The 20,167-nt window shown below is 58.4% G+C and carries 16 protein-coding genes; 10 read left to right on the forward strand and 6 right to left on the reverse strand.

The annotated features are described in order from the left end of the window. Positions 1–51: 51 nt before the first annotated feature. Entirely contained in the window at positions 52–1,353 is a 1,302-nt protein-coding gene (locus tag ACR0I7_RS12740) for an ABC transporter substrate-binding protein (protein ID WP_480511575.1), read from the reverse strand. Between the two features lie 93 nt (positions 1,354–1,446). Continuing rightward, positions 1,447–2,472 carry a LacI family DNA-binding transcriptional regulator gene (locus ACR0I7_RS12745; RefSeq protein WP_480511577.1) on the reverse strand — a complete coding sequence of 342 codons (1,026 nt, stop codon included), beginning with the start codon at positions 2,470–2,472 and terminating at the stop codon, positions 1,447–1,449. Between the two features lie 285 nt (positions 2,473–2,757). On the opposite strand from ACR0I7_RS12745, the gene ACR0I7_RS12750 reads away from it, so the two are divergent. Continuing rightward, positions 2,758–2,949, forward strand: coding sequence for a hypothetical protein (locus ACR0I7_RS12750; protein WP_480511579.1), 192 nt, complete (start codon positions 2,758–2,760; stop codon positions 2,947–2,949). Between the two features lie 226 nt (positions 2,950–3,175). Here the strand turns inward: ACR0I7_RS12750 and ACR0I7_RS12755 are convergent, their stop codons facing one another. The 3 genes from ACR0I7_RS12755 to ACR0I7_RS12765 form a co-directional block, all read right to left on the reverse strand. Continuing rightward, on the reverse strand, positions 3,176–3,337 hold the full coding sequence (locus ACR0I7_RS12755; RefSeq protein WP_480511580.1) for a hypothetical protein: 162 nt from the start codon (positions 3,335–3,337) through the stop codon (positions 3,176–3,178). Between the two features lie 267 nt (positions 3,338–3,604). Further along, a complete protein-coding gene (locus ACR0I7_RS12760; protein WP_480511582.1) occupies positions 3,605–3,778 on the reverse strand; it encodes a hypothetical protein in 174 nt (57 codons plus the stop codon). A 461-nt stretch (positions 3,779–4,239) separates the two neighbouring features. Further along, positions 4,240–4,545, reverse strand: a complete 306-nt coding sequence (locus ACR0I7_RS12765) for a hypothetical protein (protein WP_480511584.1) — start codon at positions 4,543–4,545, stop codon at positions 4,240–4,242. 1,027 nt (positions 4,546–5,572) lie between these two features. On the opposite strand from ACR0I7_RS12765, the gene ACR0I7_RS12770 reads away from it, so the two are divergent. The 7 genes from ACR0I7_RS12770 to ACR0I7_RS12800 all read left to right on the forward strand — a co-directional run bounded on the left by ACR0I7_RS12770 (position 5,573) and on the right by ACR0I7_RS12800 (position 16,357). Further along, complete coding sequence (locus tag ACR0I7_RS12770) at positions 5,573–7,105, forward strand: ABC-F family ATP-binding cassette domain-containing protein (RefSeq protein WP_480511586.1); 1,533 nt, start codon at positions 5,573–5,575, stop codon at positions 7,103–7,105. A 201-nt stretch (positions 7,106–7,306) separates the two neighbouring features. After that, positions 7,307–8,824: an ABC transporter substrate-binding protein gene (locus tag ACR0I7_RS12775; RefSeq protein ID WP_480511588.1), complete on the forward strand. Its 1,518-nt coding sequence runs from the start codon at positions 7,307–7,309 to the stop codon at positions 8,822–8,824. A 4-nt stretch (positions 8,825–8,828) separates the two neighbouring features. Then, the gene (locus ACR0I7_RS12780) at positions 8,829–9,785 is read left to right on the forward strand and encodes an ABC transporter permease (RefSeq protein WP_480511590.1); all 957 of its coding nucleotides are present in this window, start codon (positions 8,829–8,831) and stop codon (positions 9,783–9,785) included. Beyond that, a complete protein-coding gene (locus ACR0I7_RS12785; RefSeq protein ID WP_480511592.1) occupies positions 9,782–10,621 on the forward strand; it encodes an ABC transporter permease in 840 nt (279 codons plus the stop codon). Before ACR0I7_RS12780 ends, ACR0I7_RS12785 begins: the two co-directional genes overlap by 4 nt. Next, the gene (locus tag ACR0I7_RS12790) at positions 10,618–12,009 is read left to right on the forward strand and encodes an ABC transporter ATP-binding protein (RefSeq protein WP_480511594.1); all 1,392 of its coding nucleotides are present in this window, start codon (positions 10,618–10,620) and stop codon (positions 12,007–12,009) included. The genes ACR0I7_RS12785 and ACR0I7_RS12790 overlap by 4 nt, the downstream gene beginning before the upstream one ends. A 271-nt stretch (positions 12,010–12,280) precedes the next feature. Continuing rightward, positions 12,281–13,318, forward strand: a complete 1,038-nt coding sequence (locus ACR0I7_RS12795; RefSeq protein WP_480511596.1) for a helix-turn-helix transcriptional regulator — start codon at positions 12,281–12,283, stop codon at positions 13,316–13,318. Positions 13,319–13,441: 123 nt separating this feature from the next. Next, positions 13,442–16,357, forward strand: a complete 2,916-nt coding sequence (locus tag ACR0I7_RS12800; RefSeq protein WP_480511598.1) for a hypothetical protein — start codon at positions 13,442–13,444, stop codon at positions 16,355–16,357. Between the two features lie 61 nt (positions 16,358–16,418). On the opposite strand, the gene ACR0I7_RS12805 is transcribed toward ACR0I7_RS12800, so the two are convergent. After that, positions 16,419–17,372: a LysR family transcriptional regulator gene (locus tag ACR0I7_RS12805; protein ID WP_480511600.1), complete on the reverse strand. Its 954-nt coding sequence runs from the start codon at positions 17,370–17,372 to the stop codon at positions 16,419–16,421. A gap of 118 nt (positions 17,373–17,490) precedes the next feature. Here ACR0I7_RS12805 and ACR0I7_RS12810 point away from each other — a divergent pair, with 118 nt between their 5' ends. Further along, positions 17,491–18,462, forward strand: a complete 972-nt coding sequence (locus ACR0I7_RS12810) for an MBL fold metallo-hydrolase (protein WP_480511602.1) — start codon at positions 17,491–17,493, stop codon at positions 18,460–18,462. A 397-nt stretch (positions 18,463–18,859) separates the two neighbouring features. Next, the gene (locus tag ACR0I7_RS12815) at positions 18,860–20,164 is read left to right on the forward strand and encodes an extracellular solute-binding protein (protein ID WP_480511604.1); all 1,305 of its coding nucleotides are present in this window, start codon (positions 18,860–18,862) and stop codon (positions 20,162–20,164) included. The last annotated feature ends 3 nt before the right edge of the window (positions 20,165–20,167 follow it).

A 20,167-nucleotide genomic window follows, 5' to 3' on the forward strand; every position in this document is an offset into this window, starting at 1 on the left:
TGGAAGTAGGGAGCGGAGGGCAGCGACCTGCCCTCCATTGGAAGGGAGGCCTCAGTACCCTGCGGCTTCCATCTCTTCTGCGGCAAACGCCTGCGCCTTGGCCAGCGCGTCCTCTACCGATTGCTGCCCGGCATAGACGGCCGAGAACTCCTGGCTGACTTGCGTGGCAATGCCCGCAAATTCAGGGATCGCAGCAAACTGAATTCCAACATATGGCACCGGCTTCACCGTTGGATTGTTCGGGTCAGCCGACAGGATCGAATCCAGCGTCATCTGCGCAAACGGAACCTTTTGATACTCGGGGTTCTCATACAGCGATGTACGCGCACCCGGTGGCACATTGGCCCAGCCCTCATTCTCAGCCACCAGCTCGATATAGTCTTTCGAGGTGGCCCATTCGATGAACTGCTTGGCGGCGTCCTCTTGCTGAGTGCCCGCCGGAATGGCCAGCGCCCAGGCCCACAGCCAGTTCGACCGCTTGCCAAGGCCCGTGTCGGGGGCAAGCGCAAAGCCAACACTGTCAGCAACGGTCGAGTCGGTGGGGTTGGTCACAAAGGACGCGGCCACCGTGGCGTCGATCCACATGCCGCATTTGCCCTGCTGGAACAGCGACAGGTTTTCGTTGAAACCGTTGGTCGCATAGCCTGCCGGCCCGGATTCTGTCATCATTTCTACATAGAAATTCAGCGTATCCGCCCATTCCGGCTTATCGAACTGCGGCTTCCAGTCTTCATCAAACCAGCGCGCGCCGAAAGAGTTGGACATTGCGGTGATAAAGGCACCGCCTTCGCCCCACCCTGCCTTCCCGCGCAGACAGATGCCGTTGATGTCATTCTCACGGTCCGTCATGGCGGCGGCGGCTTCTTTGATGAATTGCCAGCTTGGCGCGTCGGGCATGTCCATTCCGGCCTTTTCCATCAGGTCGGTGCGATACATGATCATTGAGCTTTCACCATAAAACGGCGCGGCATAGAGCGTGCCGTCATGGCTAAGGCCACCTGCCATCGCGGGCAGAATGTCGTCGACATCATATTCCGCCGACATGCCATCCAGCGGCACAAGCCAGCCGTTGGCGCCCCAGATCGGGGTCTCGTACATGCCGATCGTCATGATGTCGAACTGACCGCCCTTGGTGGTGATGTCAGTGGTGACCCGCTGGCGCAGCACGTTTTCTTCCAGCGTCACCCATTCGACGTCAACACCGGTCGCCTCGGTGAATTTGTCGGTATAGCCCTGCATCCGGATCATGTCGCCGTTGTTGACCGTGGCAATCGTTATGGATTGTGCATGGGCCGCTGCCGTAGCGACGAAAGTCAGTGCAGTCGCCGCACGAAGTGCGTTCTTGAGATACATCCCTGTCCTCCCTGAGCTTGGATGTCATGGAGGAAGGGTAGAGCACATTTTGTCGCGACGTCAATAAAAACTTTACGCGCGTTAAATTTTAGCTCACGCAGATTCTCTGAGCACAAGGCGCGCTGGGAACAGAGTTTCGAGCCGCTCGTCAAATTCCCCACCACTTTCAATAAGTTCAAAGAGGGTCTCTACGGCGCGGCCCGCAACGGCGTCATAGTCATGCGCTGCGGTCGTCAGGGACGGGCAGGTGAATTTCGAGAACGGGTGATCGTCATTCGACGCCACGCGCAAGGCACAATCTTCTTGGCGGCCGACCCGAATCCCCTGCTCGTAACACGCTGCAAGAAATCCAATCGCAAGCCGGTCGTTACTGCACAAAACTGAGTTTGACTTAAGCGCGCCTTGTTCCAGAACCTTCAGCGCCCCCTCGCGACCGATCTCTTCAAACGCCCAACCTTCGCCATCGACCTTGATGATATGCGGGTCGAACCCAAGCCGTTCCATCACCTCGATATAGGCGTTGCGGCGCTTGTTTGCGTTCGGGTTCGCGGGCGTGCGCATCTCAAAGAAAGACGGCGGCTCACCGGTTCGGGTCATGTATTCCACAGTCTGCGATACAAAGCTGAAATTGTCAGATCCGATAAACGCGGCCCCCAGACCTTCGAGGTTGCTGTCAAACAGAACGGTTGGCACCTGTTCACAGAACTTCTCAATCTGCGACCGGTCCGAGGCCCGGCCAAGCGGCGCCAGCAAAACACCCGCGGGCTTGAGCGAACGGAGACTGTCCAGAATCTCATTCTCCAGCTTTTGCTCACCATGTGAACTGAACAGCGACGGGCGATACCCGGCAGCGATACAGCTTTGTTCCAGATACCGGGCAATTTCAGCAAAGAACGGATCGGCGAGATAGGGAACAACGATCCCGATATTCTTGGTCAGCTTACGATTCTGGTTCACCGCATAGATGTTGGGCCGATAATCAAACCGCTCAAGCGCCTCTTCGATACGTGCCCGTGTTGTTGCCCGAACGCTATCGGGATCATGAAAATATTTGGAAACCGTCGGTCGTGATATTCCGCTCACGGCCGCAAATTCTTCCATGTTTCTGATCTTTGTCATTGGTGTTGGCTCATATACGGCACTGGCTGCGATCTTATCATAACTTTACATATTCTTTGCGCGCGGCAACACTCAATAGCCCAGCGCCGTTTCTGAAATGACGCACGCACGGCTGATCGGCGCAGTTTCCCCGGCAAACGGGCACGCCCCTGATCGCCCCCCCAAAGAATACATGAACTGAAAATGAACAGGACATTCGCGGCACGTTCAAGCGACTTAGCGCATAGTTGTTCCCTCAAGGCCGGGTCACACGTCATGCATCCAGCCGCATGATGGGAGAATCGCATGATCAAGACTGCAACTCAGATCGCGCCAAACTACGTTTCTACAGCAACGCAATCGTCGGGTGCCGCCATGCACGACAAACCGTCAGATACCACGAGTTCGAGCAGTGACCGCTTCCCCCCCCCAATCGAAAATGCTCTGAAAGCTATTGTCAGCAACAGGCGACTGATCCAGGCCCAGCGGGACGACTGATTTCGCGGCCCTGCTGTTCCGACATCTGCACCGGTCACGGAACCTGGCCAAATCCAAAGGGCCGCTCTTGCCCGAAGCGGCCATTTTCGCTTGGTTTCTTATTAGTATATGCTTCACTTCCTCGTGCTGCCGGGCCAGCCATGCAATTGTCCTTACGCTTAAATAGGGGGATGCGTAAAAGGCTGGCCCGGTTGTTTTGCCTCCGTGAGTGGCAGGGCAATGAGTATTAGCTTTCCAGGCCCAGCAACGCCTTCACCGCGGCCTCAACTTCGGCGGTTATGGGGTTGTTGGCCGTGTTCTCAAGCGCTTCACGCTCGGTCTGCGACTGGGTTTCAACCGCATCTGACAAGTCATCGACTGCGGCGACGGCGGGATCGGGCTCCGGCACCGTCTGGTTAGCCGATCTCGATTGACAGCTCCAGATTTGCGATATCCTCGGCCAACATGAAAGACCGCTCGAGCCGTTTCAACGTCAGGGGCGCAACGCCCGTCAGGGCGAGAATATCCGTTCCAGAGCCGCAAAGGTTCTGGCATCGACACCCTCTATATCGACCTGCTGTGGATATCCCTCATCGACAACGATTGTTTGACCATCCGATGCAACCCAAGCCTTTGCCAGAAAATACCCGTGCTCCCGGTAAATCCGTTTAACCGCCTAGGCAATCCCGGCAGCCATGATCTGACCCGATTGATTATGGGCAAACTGCCCGGCGAAGGTGAGCAGCACGTCGCCTTCATAGGCAGTAACGCCCTGAATTGTATGCTTTGCGGCGCTGTCCCAGCCTTGGGCGTACACGCTTGCGGACACCAGCCAAAGCGCAAAAAACACCCTGTGAAAATGCGACAAGTATGGGCTTAACAAAACCAGTCAATCGACAACCTCATGCTGATTTCCAGAACTGTGTTGGAACGCTAATAAGTTGCTCGGTTTGATCAGCCCCCTGCCCCGCTACTCCCCTTGGAAACTGCGCTCTAATTTCATCAGACCCACGCCCCAGCTGTTCCCGTGGGCCGAGGGTCCGGTCGGGGTCATTCAACAAATCTGCGGCAATTGCTTTCCGACAAAGGTATAGACAAGGCGTTGACCGCCAAACAGGGTTTTCAGCGTTACGCGACCCGCCGGACCTGGCGATCAGGGCGGCTGCGCGCCCGGCTTCGGTGGACCGCATTGCGGCAAGGGCAGCCTCGACCTCGGGGACGGACAAAACCAGCGTGCCATCATTTGCCAGGTAAAGCGGGTCGAGCCCCAATACTTCGCATATGCCTTTCACGTCAGGCCGCAGGGGTAGATCAGCTTCTGCAACTTCGATGCTGACCCGCTCTCTCGAGCCTTCGGCACTGAGCCGCCGAAAGTCTTCGACCGATATTGCGCACGCGTTCGGCCCCGTCCTTAGCCACGTCAATGGTCGCTCGCAGGCTTTGTACTGTCCTCTCCAGCTTCAGCTCATCCCGCAGCGCGGCCAGTTCCGGGCGGCTTGTACCGCTTTGCACCACGTGAAAATAGGACTCAAGCCGATCAGAATACTTCACAAGCGCATGGGTATTGGCATAGACAAAGCTGATCTGGTTGCTGAGCTCCTGCGCCACCCCGGCCACCAGCCACCCCAGCGAGGCGAGCTTTTCGTTGCGCCCAGTTGCGTTTGCGCCTGTTGCAGAGTGGCAAAGCTGGTCTCAAGCTCGGCATATGCGTTTCGCAACTCTCCCCGAGGCCATCCGACCAGAACAACGCCCTGACTGCGCCCCGCGGATCAAGTCGAGGGCTCGCGCTGATCTCCAACGGCGTTGAGCCGGTGTGGGGGCGAATGCCACTTCGACCAAGGCAGGTTCCCGCGTCAGCATAACCCTGTCGATGGCGTCCAGAAAAGGGCGTGCGTCGGCATTTTCCAACAACCCCGCAAGTGGGCCCCCGACCTCCGCAGCCACATCCGCACCCAGCATGTCGTGGATGGCGCCTCCGGTCCTTTCGATGGCTCGAGCCTTGTCGACCACGATCAATAAATCTGAAACCGACGACAGCACAGACGTCATGAACTGGCGCATCTCATCGGCTCTCGGTTCTGTTTTCTAGCAATTCCTGATAGTGACCAGTTCCAGATACGTGCGGTCCATCGCTGCTATGACATCCCTCCAGGCATCATCGCTCATGCTGTGTAGTGGGGTATCTGTGACGCTGGGCACTCTGTGGTCTGCCTTGTCGCAAGCCAATCGCGTCGCCCAGACAACCCAAGAATTTGGATGTGACACGTCAGATTTCCAGGCAAGCATCGGCCTGTAAAAATCAGAAAATGAATTAAATCTCAACATGCTACGCTGATCAAATCGCCACGCTGTTGGCCCATTCTCCTCCGGGCGCACGACAAAACGCTGCAGCGGCGCTGACATTCTGGTGCCGCGCAACCAAAACTCGCTGTCTTTCAGAGAACCTCTTGCCGAGACCGGATTAGTTTCTTAACCTCACCCCAAACGGTCACGATCTACAACGGGAGGGCACAAGCTGAACATGCGTATCATCCGCCGACTTCAGCATGGTCCCCGCTTCGCCCTGTAAATTCGTTTGCAGGGCGGGTCCGAAGCACTACAGCATTCTCGGTCTGCCTAAAGCCGCCTGGCGGCATCCTTTTCTATGACCCGAGATCCAATGACTGTTATGAACCTCAACGCTCTGGGCGTGATCCTTGGCGACCCTCTTTTCAGCGATCTGAACCTGACAATTTCCAAAGGCGACCGGATCGGACTTGTCGCCGCGAACGGGCGGGGAAAAACCACCCTTCTGGAATGCATGGCAGGTGTCGCAGAACCAACGCATGGCGAGATCACCCGCGCCCACGGTTTACGGGTTGGTTATGTCACACAATACGTCCCCGACAGGGCACAAACGCAAACCCTGTATGACTGGGTCTTGAACGCCTTGCCTGCCGAGCAGGCGGAATTCGAAAGCTGGCGCGTGGACGTGGTGCTTGCAGACCTGAGCGTTCCGTATGAGCTGCAACACCTGCCGCTGCGCGAACTCAGCGGCGGATGGCAAAGGACCGCGCTTCTGGCGGCTGTGTGGATCAGGGAACCCGATCTGCTGCTGCTGGACGAGCCGACCAACCATCTGGACCTGCAGCGCATCGGCTTGCTGCAAGACTGGTTGTCCCGTCTGCCCCGCGTTGTACCGGTTGTGATTACGTCGCATGACCGTGCCTTTCTGGATGCCACCACCAACAGGACGTTTTTCCTGCGCGCAGAGCGGTCTCGTGTATTTTCGCTCTCTTTCACGGCGGCGCGCATGGCACTTGATGAGTCAGACGCCGCTGACCAACGACGCTTTGCGAATGATCTGAACAAGGCCCAGCAATTGCGCCGGCAGGCTGCGAAGTTGAAGAATATAGGCATCAACTCGGGCTCTGACCTGCTGGTGAACAAGACCAAGCAACTCAACGCCCGCGCGGCGCAGATCGAGGCGGCCGCCAAACCGGCCCATCACGAACGCGGTGCCGGGGACATCAAACTGGCCAACAGTGGCACCCATGCCAAAGCTCTGGTCACATTGGATAATGTCCCGGTTGAAACGCCCGATGGCCGATTGCTTTATAACACCGGGCAAAAATGGATACTGCCCGGAGACCGAATTGTGCTGTTAGGCACCAACGGCACAGGCAAAACACAAATGATCAAAATGATACGGCGCGCCCTGGCTGGTGAGGATGAGGCCGTGAGATGTGCCCCGTCAGTGGTGCCGGCCTATTCCGATCAGCATCTGAGCCAATTGTCAGACTATGAAACCCCGATGGCGGCTCTGACCGAGCAATTTGATATTGGCGATCAAAGAGCGCGCGGCGTTCTGGCAAATGCAGGCGTGAACATACAAATGCAGGACACCAGTATCCACGCCTTGTCAGGAGGGCAAAAGGCACGCCTGGCCATGTTGATCCTGCGGCTAAAGGGGCCAAATTTCTATCTGCTTGATGAGCCGACAAACCACCTCGATATCGATGGGCAGGAGGCGCTCGAAGATGAGCTGATCACGCATAACGCATCGTGCCTGCTGGTAAGCCACGATCGTCGGTTTCTGCGCAATGTCGGCACCCGGTATTGGTTGATCAGCGGTAAAACCCTGGAAGAGGTGGACAGCCCCGACCCCTTTCTCATGGGCGAGATGGCAGTGCCCTGAGCGCAACAGCCCGGCATGTTTTGCCGGACTGCACCCGCCTGCAACGGCCCGGCCTCACATCGAAGAAGAACCGGGAAACTTCAACGAATAAACACGCGCGATTTGTGGGATTCTATATTCTTAGTATTTTACTATGGTATAAGATTTCGTCTCCTGCTAGACGGCTCCCAAACGTTTGAGATTCCAACGCGGAGACCTTTCATGCTGAAATATTTGAGCACAGCAATTTGCCTTACTCTTGCGGGCGGTCCGGTTCTGGCCGATCCCAGAACTGACGTAACGATCGCATCCCCTTGGGAAATCGCCAGTTACGATCCGACTGTTTCAGGGTCGATCGTACAAAGTCTGCAAATCATGGAAACGCTTGTCGACGCGGATGCAAACGGTGTGCTTCGTCCCGCGCTTGCGACGGAATGGTCGACATCCGAAGACGGTCTGACCTGGACCTTTGCCCTGCGCGACGATGTCATTTTTCACGATGGCTCAGAATTCAATGCAGCGACTGCTGTCTCTGCCCTGAACCGCGCACTGGAACAGCCCGGCATCCTGCAAAAGGCCCCGATCACCGGGATTTCCGAACAGGACGGCAAAGTCGTCATCACGGTGGAAACACCCTTTACGGCGCTGCCGTCGATCCTGACCCATTCGACCACCATCATCCCGGCCCCGGCGGCGTTTGACGCCGCGCGCAATCCAATCGCGCTGATCGGAACCGGTCCGTTCTCGGTGACGGAATTCACCCCTCCGCAAAGCGTGTCTCTGGCGCGGTTCGATGGCTATTGGGGTGATGCACCCAAACTGGAAAGCGCGACCTATCTGGCTGCAAGCCGGGCAGAAACCCGAGCGCTGCTGGCCGAAAGCGGTGATGCCGACCTTGTCTTTACACTGGACGCATCAGGTTACAGCCACCTGCAGCACGTCGATACGATTGAGACCCAGGCCGTGCCAATTCCGCGCGCCGTGCTGCTGAAGGTCAACGCCGAAAACCCGCTGTTTTCCGATGCGCGCGCGCGTCAGGCGCTCAGCCTTGCAACGCCGCGCGCCGGGATCGCCAAAGCCATAACACGCTTTCCAGAATCTGCTGCTGGCCAGCTGTTCCCGCCCGCATTGAGCAACTGGCATTCGGACGATCTGGCACCGCTTGAAACTGATCTCGATGCCGCGCGCGCACTTTTGGCCGAATTGGGCTGGACGCCGGGCGAAGATGGTATTCTGACCCGTGACGGAGAGCGGTTCGCTATTACGCTGCGGACCTTCCCAGACCGCCCCGAGCTACCGCTGATCGCAACCGCCCTGCAGGACACCTGGCGCGAGATCGGCATTGAGCTTGAGGTCAGCGTTGCCAGCTATTCCGAGATTCCCAAGGGGCATCAGGACGGATCGCTGCATGTGGCCCTGTTTGCCCGGAACTACGGTCTGACACCGGACCCAATTGGCACCGTCATGCAGGATTTCGGCAACGGCGGTGGCGATTGGGGCGCAATGCGGTGGGATAACTCGGAAGTCACCGAAGCCATTCAGGTTATCGCCTCGACGGCCGATCCCGAGATGCGCGCAACAAATATCGCTAAAGTGGCCGCCATATTGCATCAGGAACTGCCAGTCATTCCCGTGCTCTGGTACCAGCACACCGTGTCCATGGACAAAAACCTGGATGGCGTGGTCATCGACCCGCTCCAGCGGAGCTATGGTCTGAGCGAGATGTTCTGGACCGAGTGATCCGATGCATTCCTTTGTCAGAACACTACCTGCAACCCTTGCGACGCGAGGGGTGCAGGCCATCATCGTCGCGGTGATCGTCGGTATCGTGAGCTTCGCCATGATGCAGGCGCTGCCGGGGGATGCCGCCTATCGGATCGCTGCCGGGCGATATGGATATGACATGATGGATGCCGCCTCTGCAGATGCGGTAAGGGCCGAACTGGGGCTGGATCAACCCGTGCTGGTACAGCTTTGGGCGTGGCTCAAAACTCTGGCGCAGTTCGATCTGGGCACGTCGGCAGTTTACGGAACCTCGGTCGCAGATGAGATCGCCACACAGCTGGGCTATTCCCTTCTGCTGGCGGGGGCGGCGGTGGTTGTTTCGCTGATGATTGCGCTGCCGCTTGGCATCGCCTCGGGCCTGCGCCCCAACGGCCTGCTGGATCGGATGACGCTGGGGATATCGATCTTCGTGCGCGCCATTCCCGCGTTTGCACTGGGCATCGTTCTGGTACTGGTTTTTGCGGTGCAACTGAAACTGTTTCCGGTCGCCGGGTTCCGACAGTTTTCCAACCTCGTGCTGCCATCGCTGACCCTGGGCCTTGGGCTGGCGGCGGTATCGAACCGGGTGATCCGGGATGCGGTCGCCGAAGCCATGAGCGGCGACTGGCGGCTCTTTGCGCGCACCAAAGGTCTGTCGGCGCGTCTGACCCTGACCCGCCATGTGCTGCGCAATGCCGCCTTGCCGGTCGTGACCTATATCGGCGTGCAACTGGCCTATCTGATCGAGGGGGTCGTGATTGTTGAATCCGTTTTCGCCTGGCCCGGCATTGGCCACGCGTTGGTCCACGCAATCTTTGGCCGCGATATCGCAATGGTACAGGGCACCGCGCTCGTGCTTGGCCTGACCTATGTGGCGCTGAACCTTTGCGTAGACCTCGCCTGCCGGGGCATTGACCCACGGGGGCGGACCACATGAGCGACCAGACAAACCCTATGGTTGGCATCGCACCTGCTGACATCAGGCCGCGCCTGCCGGTGACACGGATGATCGGGTTCGGGCTGTTGACCCTTCTGGTCATTGCGGCAATTGGCGGACCGGGCCTGATCGGCGGCGACCCTGCCAAACAATCGCTGCTGCACACGCTTGAACGTCCCAGCGCAGCGCATCCGCTGGGCACCGATAACCTTGGCCGTGACATGGCAGCCCGCCTGCTGTCCGGCGCGCAATTGTCATTGTCGCTGGCTTTTCTGTCGGTGATCACGGCTGGCCTGCCCGGAACCTTGCTGGGCGTTGCCGCCGCGTGGTTCGGCGGCTGGACCGATCGACTGTTGGGGGCCTTCGCTGATGCGGTTCTGGCGCTGCCGGGGCTGTTGTTGGTGTTGATGCTTGCCGCCATTTCCCCGGGTTCATGGTGGGCGCTTTACGCGGGGATATCACTGACGCTTTGGGTCGAGTATTTTCGCTATACGCGCCAGCGCGCGCGCATTGTGCTGGCAGAGCCCTCGGTCGAAGCCTCAAAACTGCTAGGCCTTGGCCCGTTACTGCTGATCCGCCGCCATCTGATCCCCGAGATCGCACCGGGTCTGCTGACGATTGCCGCTTTTGGTGCAGCGACTGCAGTGACCGCTGTGGCCGCGCTTGGCTTTGTCAGCGTTGGCATCCGACCGCCCACCGCCGAATGGGGCGTCATGATGACAGAACTGCTGCCCTATTGGCGTGAGGCACCATTCTTGATCCTGCAACCCGTGGCCTGTCTGGTCCTGACTGTTCTGGCGTTGCATCTGTCGGCCGGAGGACTGCGCCGCCCATGACCCATTCCATCATCGTAGAAACCCTTTCGGTCTTTGCAGGGTCCAAGCGCTTGCTGGGGCCGGTCAGCTTCTCGGTTGCTCCGAGCGGCACGCTTGTCATCATGGGTGAAACCGGCGCTGGCAAAAGCCTGATCGCGCAGGCCATTTTGGGCACGCTTCCGGGAAGCTTGCGCGCCGAAGGCCGGATTACCATAAACGAGCGTCGCGTCGACAACTTGTCCTCCGCCGACCGGGCGGCCATGTGGGGCCACGAACTGGCGACGCTCCCACAGGAACCATGGCGCGCGCTGGACCCGCTGATGCGGGCGTTTCGTCAGGTGGCCGAATCCTACCGCTTTGTTGCGGGCCGGTCGCCCGCGCTGGCCCGGAAAGAAACAACTGACGCTTTTGAAACCCTTGATCTGACTGGTGCTGGCGACCGTTTGCCCGGCACCCTTTCGGGCGGCATGGCGCAACGGGTGGCTTTCGCAGCAGCAACGGCAGGTAAAGCACCGATACTATTGGCCGACGAACCGACCAAGGGGCTGGACGCCGCGCGCCACGCCAAAGTTGTCGACCTTCTGGCCGAGGTCCCGGCATCCGGCGGAACGCTGCTGGCCATAACGCACGAAGTTTCCGTCGCCCGACGCCTTGGCGGGCATGTGATTGTGCTGCGCGATGGGCAATTGGTGGAACAGGGACCGGTTGATGCGGTGCTGACAGCCCCGTCCCACAGCTATACCCGCGCCCTTTTGGATGCGGATCCACAAAGCTGGATGCAGTCTGACCCGCATCCGATCGGAGACGTTGTCCTGACAGCACAGGGTCTCGCCATCGCGCGCGATGACAAGCGCCTCATCGACGGGTTCACCCTGACCCTCAGGCAAGGCGAGCGTGTCGCGTTGACCGGGCCCAGCGGCATCGGCAAGACCACCCTTCTGGACGCCCTCGCCGGACTGTTGCCGCCTGCCGCCGGACAGGTACTGCGCGCCAGCACGCTTTCAAATCATGCTGTGCAAAAGTTCTATCAGGACCCGCCAGCAGCCTTCCCGGCGCGCATCCCGCTTGAAAAGTCCCTGCGCGATGTGGCCCGGCTGCATAAGACGGATTGGGACTTCGTTCTCAGCACGCTGGAACATTTGGGGGTTCATCCATCGTTGTTGTCCCGGCGACCCGATGAGGTTTCGGGCGGAGAGTTACAGAGGATTTCCATCGCGCGCGCACTGTCTGTGCGACCCAAGGTGCTTTTGGCGGATGAGCCGACGTCGCGACTTGACCCGATTACCCAGAAAGACACGCTGGCGCTACTGGAGCGGGTGGCGGCAGACGAGAACATTGCGGTAGTATTAGTGACCCATGACAGACACATCGCCGAAAAATGGGCTGACCGGGTGATTGAACTGGCCTGAGGCGCAGGCAGCACAGACGCTGCCTGCGCCCCAACGGCTAACGTGTTCAGGGTGCCTCATTCCTCAGTTTCGAACAGGTCGATCAGGGCGTTTGGCTGGATAAGCAGGGGCTGAACTAGCCAGCTAACCCCTTTCCGAGCCATAATTGTTTTCTAATCATCGCGTCCGGTATATCTGTTGGCAGTACGTAAACCTGGTGAATTGTTGACACGATGACCAAACAAAGCCTGCGACCGGTCGGCCCGCGTTTTGCCAAAAGGCGTGTCTGTTCATGACCCCTTTGCATCCAAAGGACGAGGTTCCCAATCATTGGCTGCGGTCGGTTTTTGCGCTGTCTCACCTGTTGCCGCATAAATCCGCCGTTCTGGCTGCCGCAGGACTAAAGCCGGAGGCGCTGCAAGACGCCGGAACACCAGTTCACCGAGGGGCCGAAAGCCTCGTACTCAAGGCTTTGGCGGATCGCCTGAACGCCCCCTATGCGGGAGCAGAGATCGGTGTTGCGCTGGACCCGCGCAACAGCTCGCTACTGACTTACATCCTATTCAACTCAGACACCCTGCAGGATGCATTGTATCACGTTCAGCGGTTCACCCCGATACACCGCCCCCGCGCCCGGATCGATATTCGTCTGGCCTCGGATCATGTGGATTTCGTCATAGACGGGATCGGGTCGGATATCCTGCTGAACAACCATATGGTCGAGTTTTCCCTCGGCGCCATCCTGGGCGCGCTGAGAATGGCAACCGGTGTGTCACAGGTTGCGGCTCGGATCGGGCTTGCAAATGTGCGCAAACACGGTCAGCGCACCCTGTCGACGATCTATGGCTGTCCGGTGGATCTGGATGCGGGTGCAAACTATCTGCGGTTCTCCAAAACCGCGCTGGACACGCCCATTCGAAATGCGGACACCACGTTACTGCGACATCTCACGCAATACGGAGAGGTTCTGCTGGAGACCGCTCAGCCGGTCCCGGCAACCCTTTCGGAGGCCATCGAACGCCACCTGCTGCGGGGCATGGCGGATGGCCGCCCCCGGTTGTCGGATGTCGCCCGACACTTCAGGATGTCAGAACGCACCCTCAGCCGCCGCCTGCAGGACGAAGACCACAGCTTTCAGACACTCGTTATGCGGGCACAGCTTAAGCTGGCCCATACCTTCCTCGGCGACCCGCAACTGTCGCTGGCAGAGACCGCCCATCTGTGCGGCTTTGCCGACCAGAGCAGTTTCTCGCAGGCCTATCGCCGCTGGACCGGGCGCACCCCCAAGGCCGACAGACGTCGGTTGTTAAAGGGAGAAAAGCTCTCATAACCCGCGAATGGCGGAGTTCCTAAAAGAAATGACAGCGTCGAAACATGAAACGTTCATGTGCGTTGTTAACTGTGCTGAGACCAAGGGTCGAATTTTCAACTCAAACGAGAAAGCACAATTGACATGTCTAACGGCACATTCAACGATTTCCTTTCGTCGCTGCTGGCCTTTGAATCCGGCTGGGATCGCGACAGATATGAATCAGGCGTCATTCAGGACTGGCAGCTGAACGCATGGGCGGGCGGCGAAGTCACCGAGTTTTTCCCCGATTACACAAGCTGGGGCGACCTGACTGACGACGAATGGCAATCAATGGCCTACCGCTCGATGAATTCGCTTGGGTTTGTCGGGTTCCAGTTCGGCGAAGCGCTGCTGATCGACCTCGGATATTATGACGACGATCAGTTCTACGGCAATGGCGCCTCGACCAATACCTGGGATGGCACCTGGACCGGCAAGAATGGCGTGACCTCTCTGGAAGAGTTCATGACCGAAGAGGCCCAGACCGTCGCCATTCAGGAAGCTTTTGGCCTGAACCTGCAGATCATCGAAAACGGTTTGCAGAACGCCGGGCAAAGCCTGAGTGACTTTATCGGTCAGACGACCACCTATACCGACGGGTCCGGCGCGACGGTCACGGTCGAATTGACGCTGACCGGCATCCTGGCCGCTGCCCATCTGCGCGGTCCCTATGGCACGTTGAACCTGCTGCTGGGCGGCGCGGTGTCGACCGACGAATACGGGACGTCGATCCTGCAATACATCGACCAGTTCGGCGGGTTCGACAGCCCCTCGGTCAGCGAGATGATCGCCTTTTTTGAGGATCGCAAAACCGGGGACGAAGGGCTGGGCACACCGGGCGGCGGCACAGGCGGTGCGCCCGAGAGCGGCACCGGCGGCGATGCTGGCGTCGATGCCACTGTCGCCGATGTGGTGCTGACATGGTCCTATGGCGCAGACACGGTGGTGACCGATTTTGATCCGGCCACGGACACGATCTTTGTCGACTGGATTTCGGCAGCCGATCTTGAGATCACGGAGCAGAACGGCTCGGTCGTTTTTGCGGTGCCGTCCAACCTGCAGTCTCTGACGCTGCAAGGCGTGACGCTTGCGCAGTTGAGCGCAGACAACTTCACAATTCTGGACAGCACAGCCGCGGCCGAAATCCTGGCGCTTGTGGGCGACGGCTCGGCCACATCCAAGCCTGATCCGGACCCGATCCCTGATCCCGACCCGACGCCGGACCCTGATCCGGACCCAACGCCAGCCCCCGACCCGGCGCCGCATGATGCATCGGACGCTTTCGACAACGCGACGATCACCAAAGAAAACGCCGACGTGGTCGTAACCTGGACCTGGGGCGCCAATACGGTTGTGACAGATTTCGACCCGGCAACAGATACGATTTTCATCGACTGGATCGGCGCCGATGCGCTTGAGATTGCGCAAGAGGGCGGATCGGTCGTGATCTCGGTCCCGTCGAACAACCAAAGCGTAACGCTGCAGGGTGTGTCTCTGGATGCGCTCAACGGGGCCAACATCAATGCGCTGGATGCCACCGCGCGGGCCGAGCTGGCGACGCTGATCGCGCCCGGCGAGGGGCATGACAACACCGGCGGCCACACACATATGCACGTGACACTTGGCTATGACAGCCCGGCGCAGGTGATTGATGGGTTCATGCCCCAGATGGGCGACGTGATCGAGATCGCAAGCGATGTCGCGGCCAGCGATTTCGAAATTTTCGAGGAATCCGGCGACGCGCTGGGTACCACCGTCCGCATCAGCATCACCGCAGACGGGGTCACCACGCAAACCGTGTTCACCGGCATCGCACTGGACGATTTGGACATCGCCAATTTCTCGGCCGACAATCAGGGCGTGCTGAACGAAATCGCCAGCGTGATCGGGCAAGAGGTTTCGACCCCCGAAAGCGGTGGGTACGAGCTGAGCTACGACTCGGAGGGATCAAACCCGCCCGAGGTGATCGGCACCACCGAGGCCGGGGGCCGCATTTTCCGCGCAGACAGCAACGCGGATGACATCACCGATTTCGACCCGGCGGTCGATCAGCTAGATTTCGGCGGCACCTCGGTCCACGGCATGATCGTGACCAAATCGCCATCGGGCGAGATTGTGATCGACAGCCCGTGGTCGGATGCGGCCCAGATCGTTCAGGGCGTCGGATTTCAGGATGTGACCATCGACAGCTTTGGCATCGTCAGGAATGAACATTTCCGTCAGGACATGGGCGGCGTAGTGTCCTGGGAACAGGGCGTGGGCCCGCGTGAGGCCGATACGGTCTATATCCGTAGCCACGAATATGGTCAGTCCGAGGTGATCGACAATTTCGATCCAGCGGCTATGAAGATCAGCTTTCTCTACTTTGGCACGCGCGAACGGCTGAACGTCGAAGACACAGAGGCCGGTCTGGTGATTTCGTCCCTGCCCAGCGGGCAGAGCTTTACCTTCACCGATGTCACCAAGGCGGATTTGATCCCCGGTCTGGTCGAGTTTCATTTCGATCAGGTGATCGAGGACAATCTGGAAACGCCGTTCGGGTTTGATCAGGATGCCGTCACACTGGTCGACCGGACCGAGCTGCTGACGCCCGAGGCACCGGCAGGCGCCACCACCGACGGGTTCCAGACCCAGACAGGCGATCTGACCGGCAGCATCTATGACACCGGAGGCGGGTCAGAGAACCCCGAGGACACGCCCGAAACCGGCCCTCAGGACGGCACGGTCGAGATCAACTGGAACTGGGGGGCGCAGACCCTGATCGAAGGGTTCGACCCGGCGACGGATGTGTTCGACTTCAACGCGCTCAGCGCCGATCAGATCGACATCCGCGAAGTCGATGGCAACCTTGAGGTTGAGGTGCTGGGCAACGGTGGCAACGTCACGACCATCGCCGGTATTCAGGCCGAAGATCTGAGCCTGACCAATCTGCAGGCTGATGACAACAACCCGATCCTGGAAGATGACAGCCTGTTGTTTGTGCAACTGACGGATATCGGCTTCGATCCCCTCGCGTAGCGGTATTAGCAGGGGCGGCCCGCGGCCCCTGCACCCCTGGCAGTTTTCAAACACGGCCATGTCATTCTGCGATGCGACACAGACCACGCGTTGGCAGCAAATCCTGATGCCGAACGATATGCGTACCGCCGTAATTGGTCAGCCCGCGATAAATCGCATCAACGACAACACGGGTACTTTCCGTAATGGCGTGCCGATGCGGGTACACGATAAAGATGTCTTTTGGTTCAATGGTGTATTCTGCAAGCATGATTTCCAGTGATCCGTTCTGAATGCACTCCTCCGCCAGAACACGCGGCAGTCGGGCATATCCAAGACCATCCAGCAGCGCGTTCATCAAATGCGACGGGGTATCCACGGTCAGCTTCGTGGCCAGTTCGATCTCAGCCTCTTGATCATCTTTGCGCACGGTGTGAAAGCCGTAAACACGATGATCAGCATATTGGATAAAAGCATGTTGACCCATGTCCGAATGGTGCTTGGGGCGGCCAAAGCGATCCAAATACGACGGAGCCGCGACCAGCACAGTTTCAAACTGACCAATCTTGCGCACAATCGCATCAGAGGACCCGATGTCACCCGTCCTCAACGCCAAATCATACCCTTCTTTTGCGACGTCAACCAAGCGATCTTCGACTTTGACCGTCAGCTTCAAATCCGGATAGGCGGCATGTAGCGCCTGCAGTGCATGCCCCACCGGATTCTCCCCCATAACTTTGCTGATGCTGATGCGCAGTTCGCCACCCGCAGTTGTTGCCAAGGCAGAGATGTCTGCGCGCATCCTCTGGTGCATCGCAACCATGGCAGAGGCATGTCGGGCAACAATACTGCCGGCGCGCGTTGCCATGGTTCCGGATTGCGTGCGCTGCAACAATTGCGTGCCGAAATCAGCCTCCAACGCGGCCATCTGCTGGCTTATCGCCGGCTGGCTGACATTACGAGCCCTTGCCGCAGCACTCAAAGAGCCTTGATCCAAGACTTCAAGGAAGCTTTCCAGATATCCCAACCGATCCACTTAGACCCCCAAGTATTGCTTATACCTACCATAAGAACCTCCGGCCTATCCGCTCGGACTATGGCTCTTTATATCAAAATTTAGATTTTGATCTCAACACAGACCATAGGAAACCCTTATGAAATTTACACGGAGAAACCTTCTCACACTGGCCGGTGCAACCACATTGGCAGCGCCTTTTTTGGCAAAACCGACGGTGCTGCATGCTGCCGACGGTCACCTAAGTGCTGGCAGCCTGCCGTCTTATTCAAAACGACGCATCGGAACTGTTGAGGTCTTTGTCCTCCTGGATGGAACGATCGATGTTGGGTCCGATTTGATCATCGGATTTGATCAGAAAAAGGCAGATCAGGCACTCAAACGCCAGCATCTGCCCCCTTTCAACGCAACACGGCCCCTGCCTGTCCTGGGGCATATCATAGACACGGGCAGCCAAAAGATCGCCATCGACACCGGAACCGTACCAGGGTTCTCTCCGAAAACAGGCGGGTATCATGCCGCGCTGAAACAGACCGGCATTGATCCGGCTGACATAGATACGGTGCTGATAACCCACCTACACCCCGACCATATCGGCGGCATGATGTCAGGCTCTGAGCGACTGTTCCCCAACGCAGAGATCAAGGTGAGCAAGACAGAGTGGGAGTTTTGGCACGGCGCGGCCGCAGATGCGCTTCCGGATCAGGTGCAGCCGTTTGTGCAAATTGCCCGCAACATGACCCTGCCCTACGGCGAACAGGTCACCCTTTTTGAGCACGAAGAGGAGTTGCTGCCCGGGATTCAGGCCCTCTCAATGCCGGGGCATACGCCGGGCCATGCAGGTTTTCAGTTGCACAGCAACGGCGACGACCTGCTGTTCTGGGGGGACTTGATCCATCTGCCCCGATTGCAGTTTGACAACCCAGACTGGCTCGTGGCCTTTGACATGGATCCGTCACAGACCGTCGCCACACGTTCGCAGATGCTGGACAGAGCTGTGGCAGACGGCATGCAGGTGACCGGAGCGCATCTCGAATTCCCCGGCTTTGGCTATGTCGATCACGTGGCCGGGCGGTACGAATTTGTACCATCTGCCTACGACTACTCATAAGTGTTTGCCCACCATTTCGGAGGCGCATGTATACTCTGACCACCTCCAAAAGAACGGCTGCGGTGCTGACTTTGCACCGCAGCGATCGATCACATCGGTCAGAGAAAAAGCCCCTGAGGTTAGGGACTGAGGTACGGCAGAGCAGGCCCTGCTGGTAGATTTTGCTCTGCCCTCAACCATCTCCAAGCAGTCATCCGGCCCCTCACAATTTATCAATACTGCAATAAATCTTTCACTGAACTGTCATACGACACTCGTACGTGACCGCCTGTGCACAGCCTGTGTACGGCGCGCGGGGTTCTCCCGTTTGCATCAAACTTTTCATGATGAGGGGTCAGTCCCAACAACAGGGCTTGTCTGCCAACACCTAGGGCTGTTCCCGAACCGGAGGATCGAAATGACCAACCTGAAACGCTGCGCGACCGCTGCCGTTGTCGCCTTTGCCGCGACCGCAGCCGTTGCTGAAACCGAAATCACTTGGTGGCACGCGATGGGCGGCCAACTGGGCGAAACCGTCAACAAAATCGCCGAAGATTTCAACGCATCGCAAGACGAATACACTATCACCCCGGTCTACAAAGGCAGCTACGAAGAAACGCTGACAGCCGGTATTGCTGCGTTCCGCGCGGGCGAACAACCCAACGTCATGCAGGTCTTTGACGCGGGTGCCGCCACCGTGATCGGCGCAAAAGGCGCGACCATCCCGGTTCAGGATCTGCTGGCCAACAATGGGGTTAACTTCGACATCAACGACTATATCGCCGGTGTTCGTTATTTCTATGCCGACAGCGATGGCAAGATGATCGGTATGCCGTTCAACTCGTCCACGCCGATCCTGTACTACAATGTCGACGCGCTCGAGGCCGCCGGTGTCACCGCGCCCAAAACCTGGGAAGAGTTTCAGTCGACCACCGCCCCAGCCCTGAAAGACGCAGGCTACATTGCACTGAGCCAATCGCATCTGCCCTGGATTTTCACCGAAAACTTCATGTCGCGCCACAACCTGCCGTTTGCGACCAACAACAACGGCTATGACGGCACGGACACAAAGATCCTGGTGAACAATGATGCAATCAAAGCGCATTTCACCGCTGTGACCGAATGGAAAGACGATGGTCTGTTCGAATGGTACGGCACCGGCTGGGGCGACAACGCAAAGCCGTTCGAAGAAGGCAAGGTCGCGATGTGGCTGGGCTCATCAGGTTCGTTCGGCGGCCTGCTGCAGAAAGACCTGCCGTTTGAATTCAGCGCGGTTGAACTGCCCTATTGGGAAGGTGTGACCGCTGAGCCAACACAAACCTTCATCGGTGGCGCTGCCCTGTTTGCGATGTCCGGCAAGTCGGACGAGGAAAACAAGGCAACGGCTGAATTTTTCCGCTTTCTGACCGCGCCTGAAACCCAGTATTTCTGGCATCAGGAAACCGGGTATGTGCCGATCACCGAAGCGGCCTATGACGTTGCCAAGAAAGACGGCCACTATGACCGGTTCCCGGCTGCCGAAGTGGGTGTGAACCAGCTGCAGGCTAAGGCCGGTGACAACACCAAAGGCTATCGCATGGGTTTTTACGTGCAGATCCGTGACATCATGAACCGCGAATATGGCCGCATCCTGACCGGTGAAACCGACGTGGAAACCGCTTTCAAAACCATCGAAGAGGAAGCCAACGAACTGTTGGCCCGCTTTGGTAAAACCCAGAGTTAACTC

It is taken from the genome of Ruegeria sp. AM1, assembly GCF_056540745.1.

What these genes read in the sequence shown, in the direction of transcription:
- ACR0I7_RS12780 (WP_480511590.1), top strand. Translation starts at nt 8,829, where the DNA reads ATGCATTCCTTTGTCAGAACACTACCTGCAACCCTTGCGACGCGAGGG.
- ACR0I7_RS12750 (WP_480511579.1), top strand. Translation starts at nt 2,758, where the DNA reads ATGATCAAGACTGCAACTCAGATCGCGCCAAACTACGTTTCTACAGCA.
- ACR0I7_RS12790 (WP_480511594.1), top strand. Translation starts at nt 10,618, where the DNA reads ATGACCCATTCCATCATCGTAGAAACCCTTTCGGTCTTTGCAGGGTCC.
- ACR0I7_RS12795 (WP_480511596.1), top strand. Translation starts at nt 12,281, where the DNA reads ATGACCCCTTTGCATCCAAAGGACGAGGTTCCCAATCATTGGCTGCGG.
- ACR0I7_RS12815 (WP_480511604.1), top strand. Translation starts at nt 18,860, where the DNA reads ATGACCAACCTGAAACGCTGCGCGACCGCTGCCGTTGTCGCCTTTGCC.
- ACR0I7_RS12810 (WP_480511602.1), top strand. Translation starts at nt 17,491, where the DNA reads ATGAAATTTACACGGAGAAACCTTCTCACACTGGCCGGTGCAACCACA.
- ACR0I7_RS12740 (WP_480511575.1), bottom strand. Translation starts at nt 1,353, where the DNA reads ATGTATCTCAAGAACGCACTTCGTGCGGCGACTGCACTGACTTTCGTC.
- ACR0I7_RS12785 (WP_480511592.1), top strand. Translation starts at nt 9,782, where the DNA reads ATGAGCGACCAGACAAACCCTATGGTTGGCATCGCACCTGCTGACATC.
- ACR0I7_RS12800 (WP_480511598.1), top strand. Translation starts at nt 13,442, where the DNA reads ATGTCTAACGGCACATTCAACGATTTCCTTTCGTCGCTGCTGGCCTTT.
- ACR0I7_RS12770 (WP_480511586.1), top strand. Translation starts at nt 5,573, where the DNA reads ATGACCCGAGATCCAATGACTGTTATGAACCTCAACGCTCTGGGCGTG.
- ACR0I7_RS12775 (WP_480511588.1), top strand. Translation starts at nt 7,307, where the DNA reads ATGCTGAAATATTTGAGCACAGCAATTTGCCTTACTCTTGCGGGCGGT.
- ACR0I7_RS12745 (WP_480511577.1), bottom strand. Translation starts at nt 2,472, where the DNA reads ATGACAAAGATCAGAAACATGGAAGAATTTGCGGCCGTGAGCGGAATA.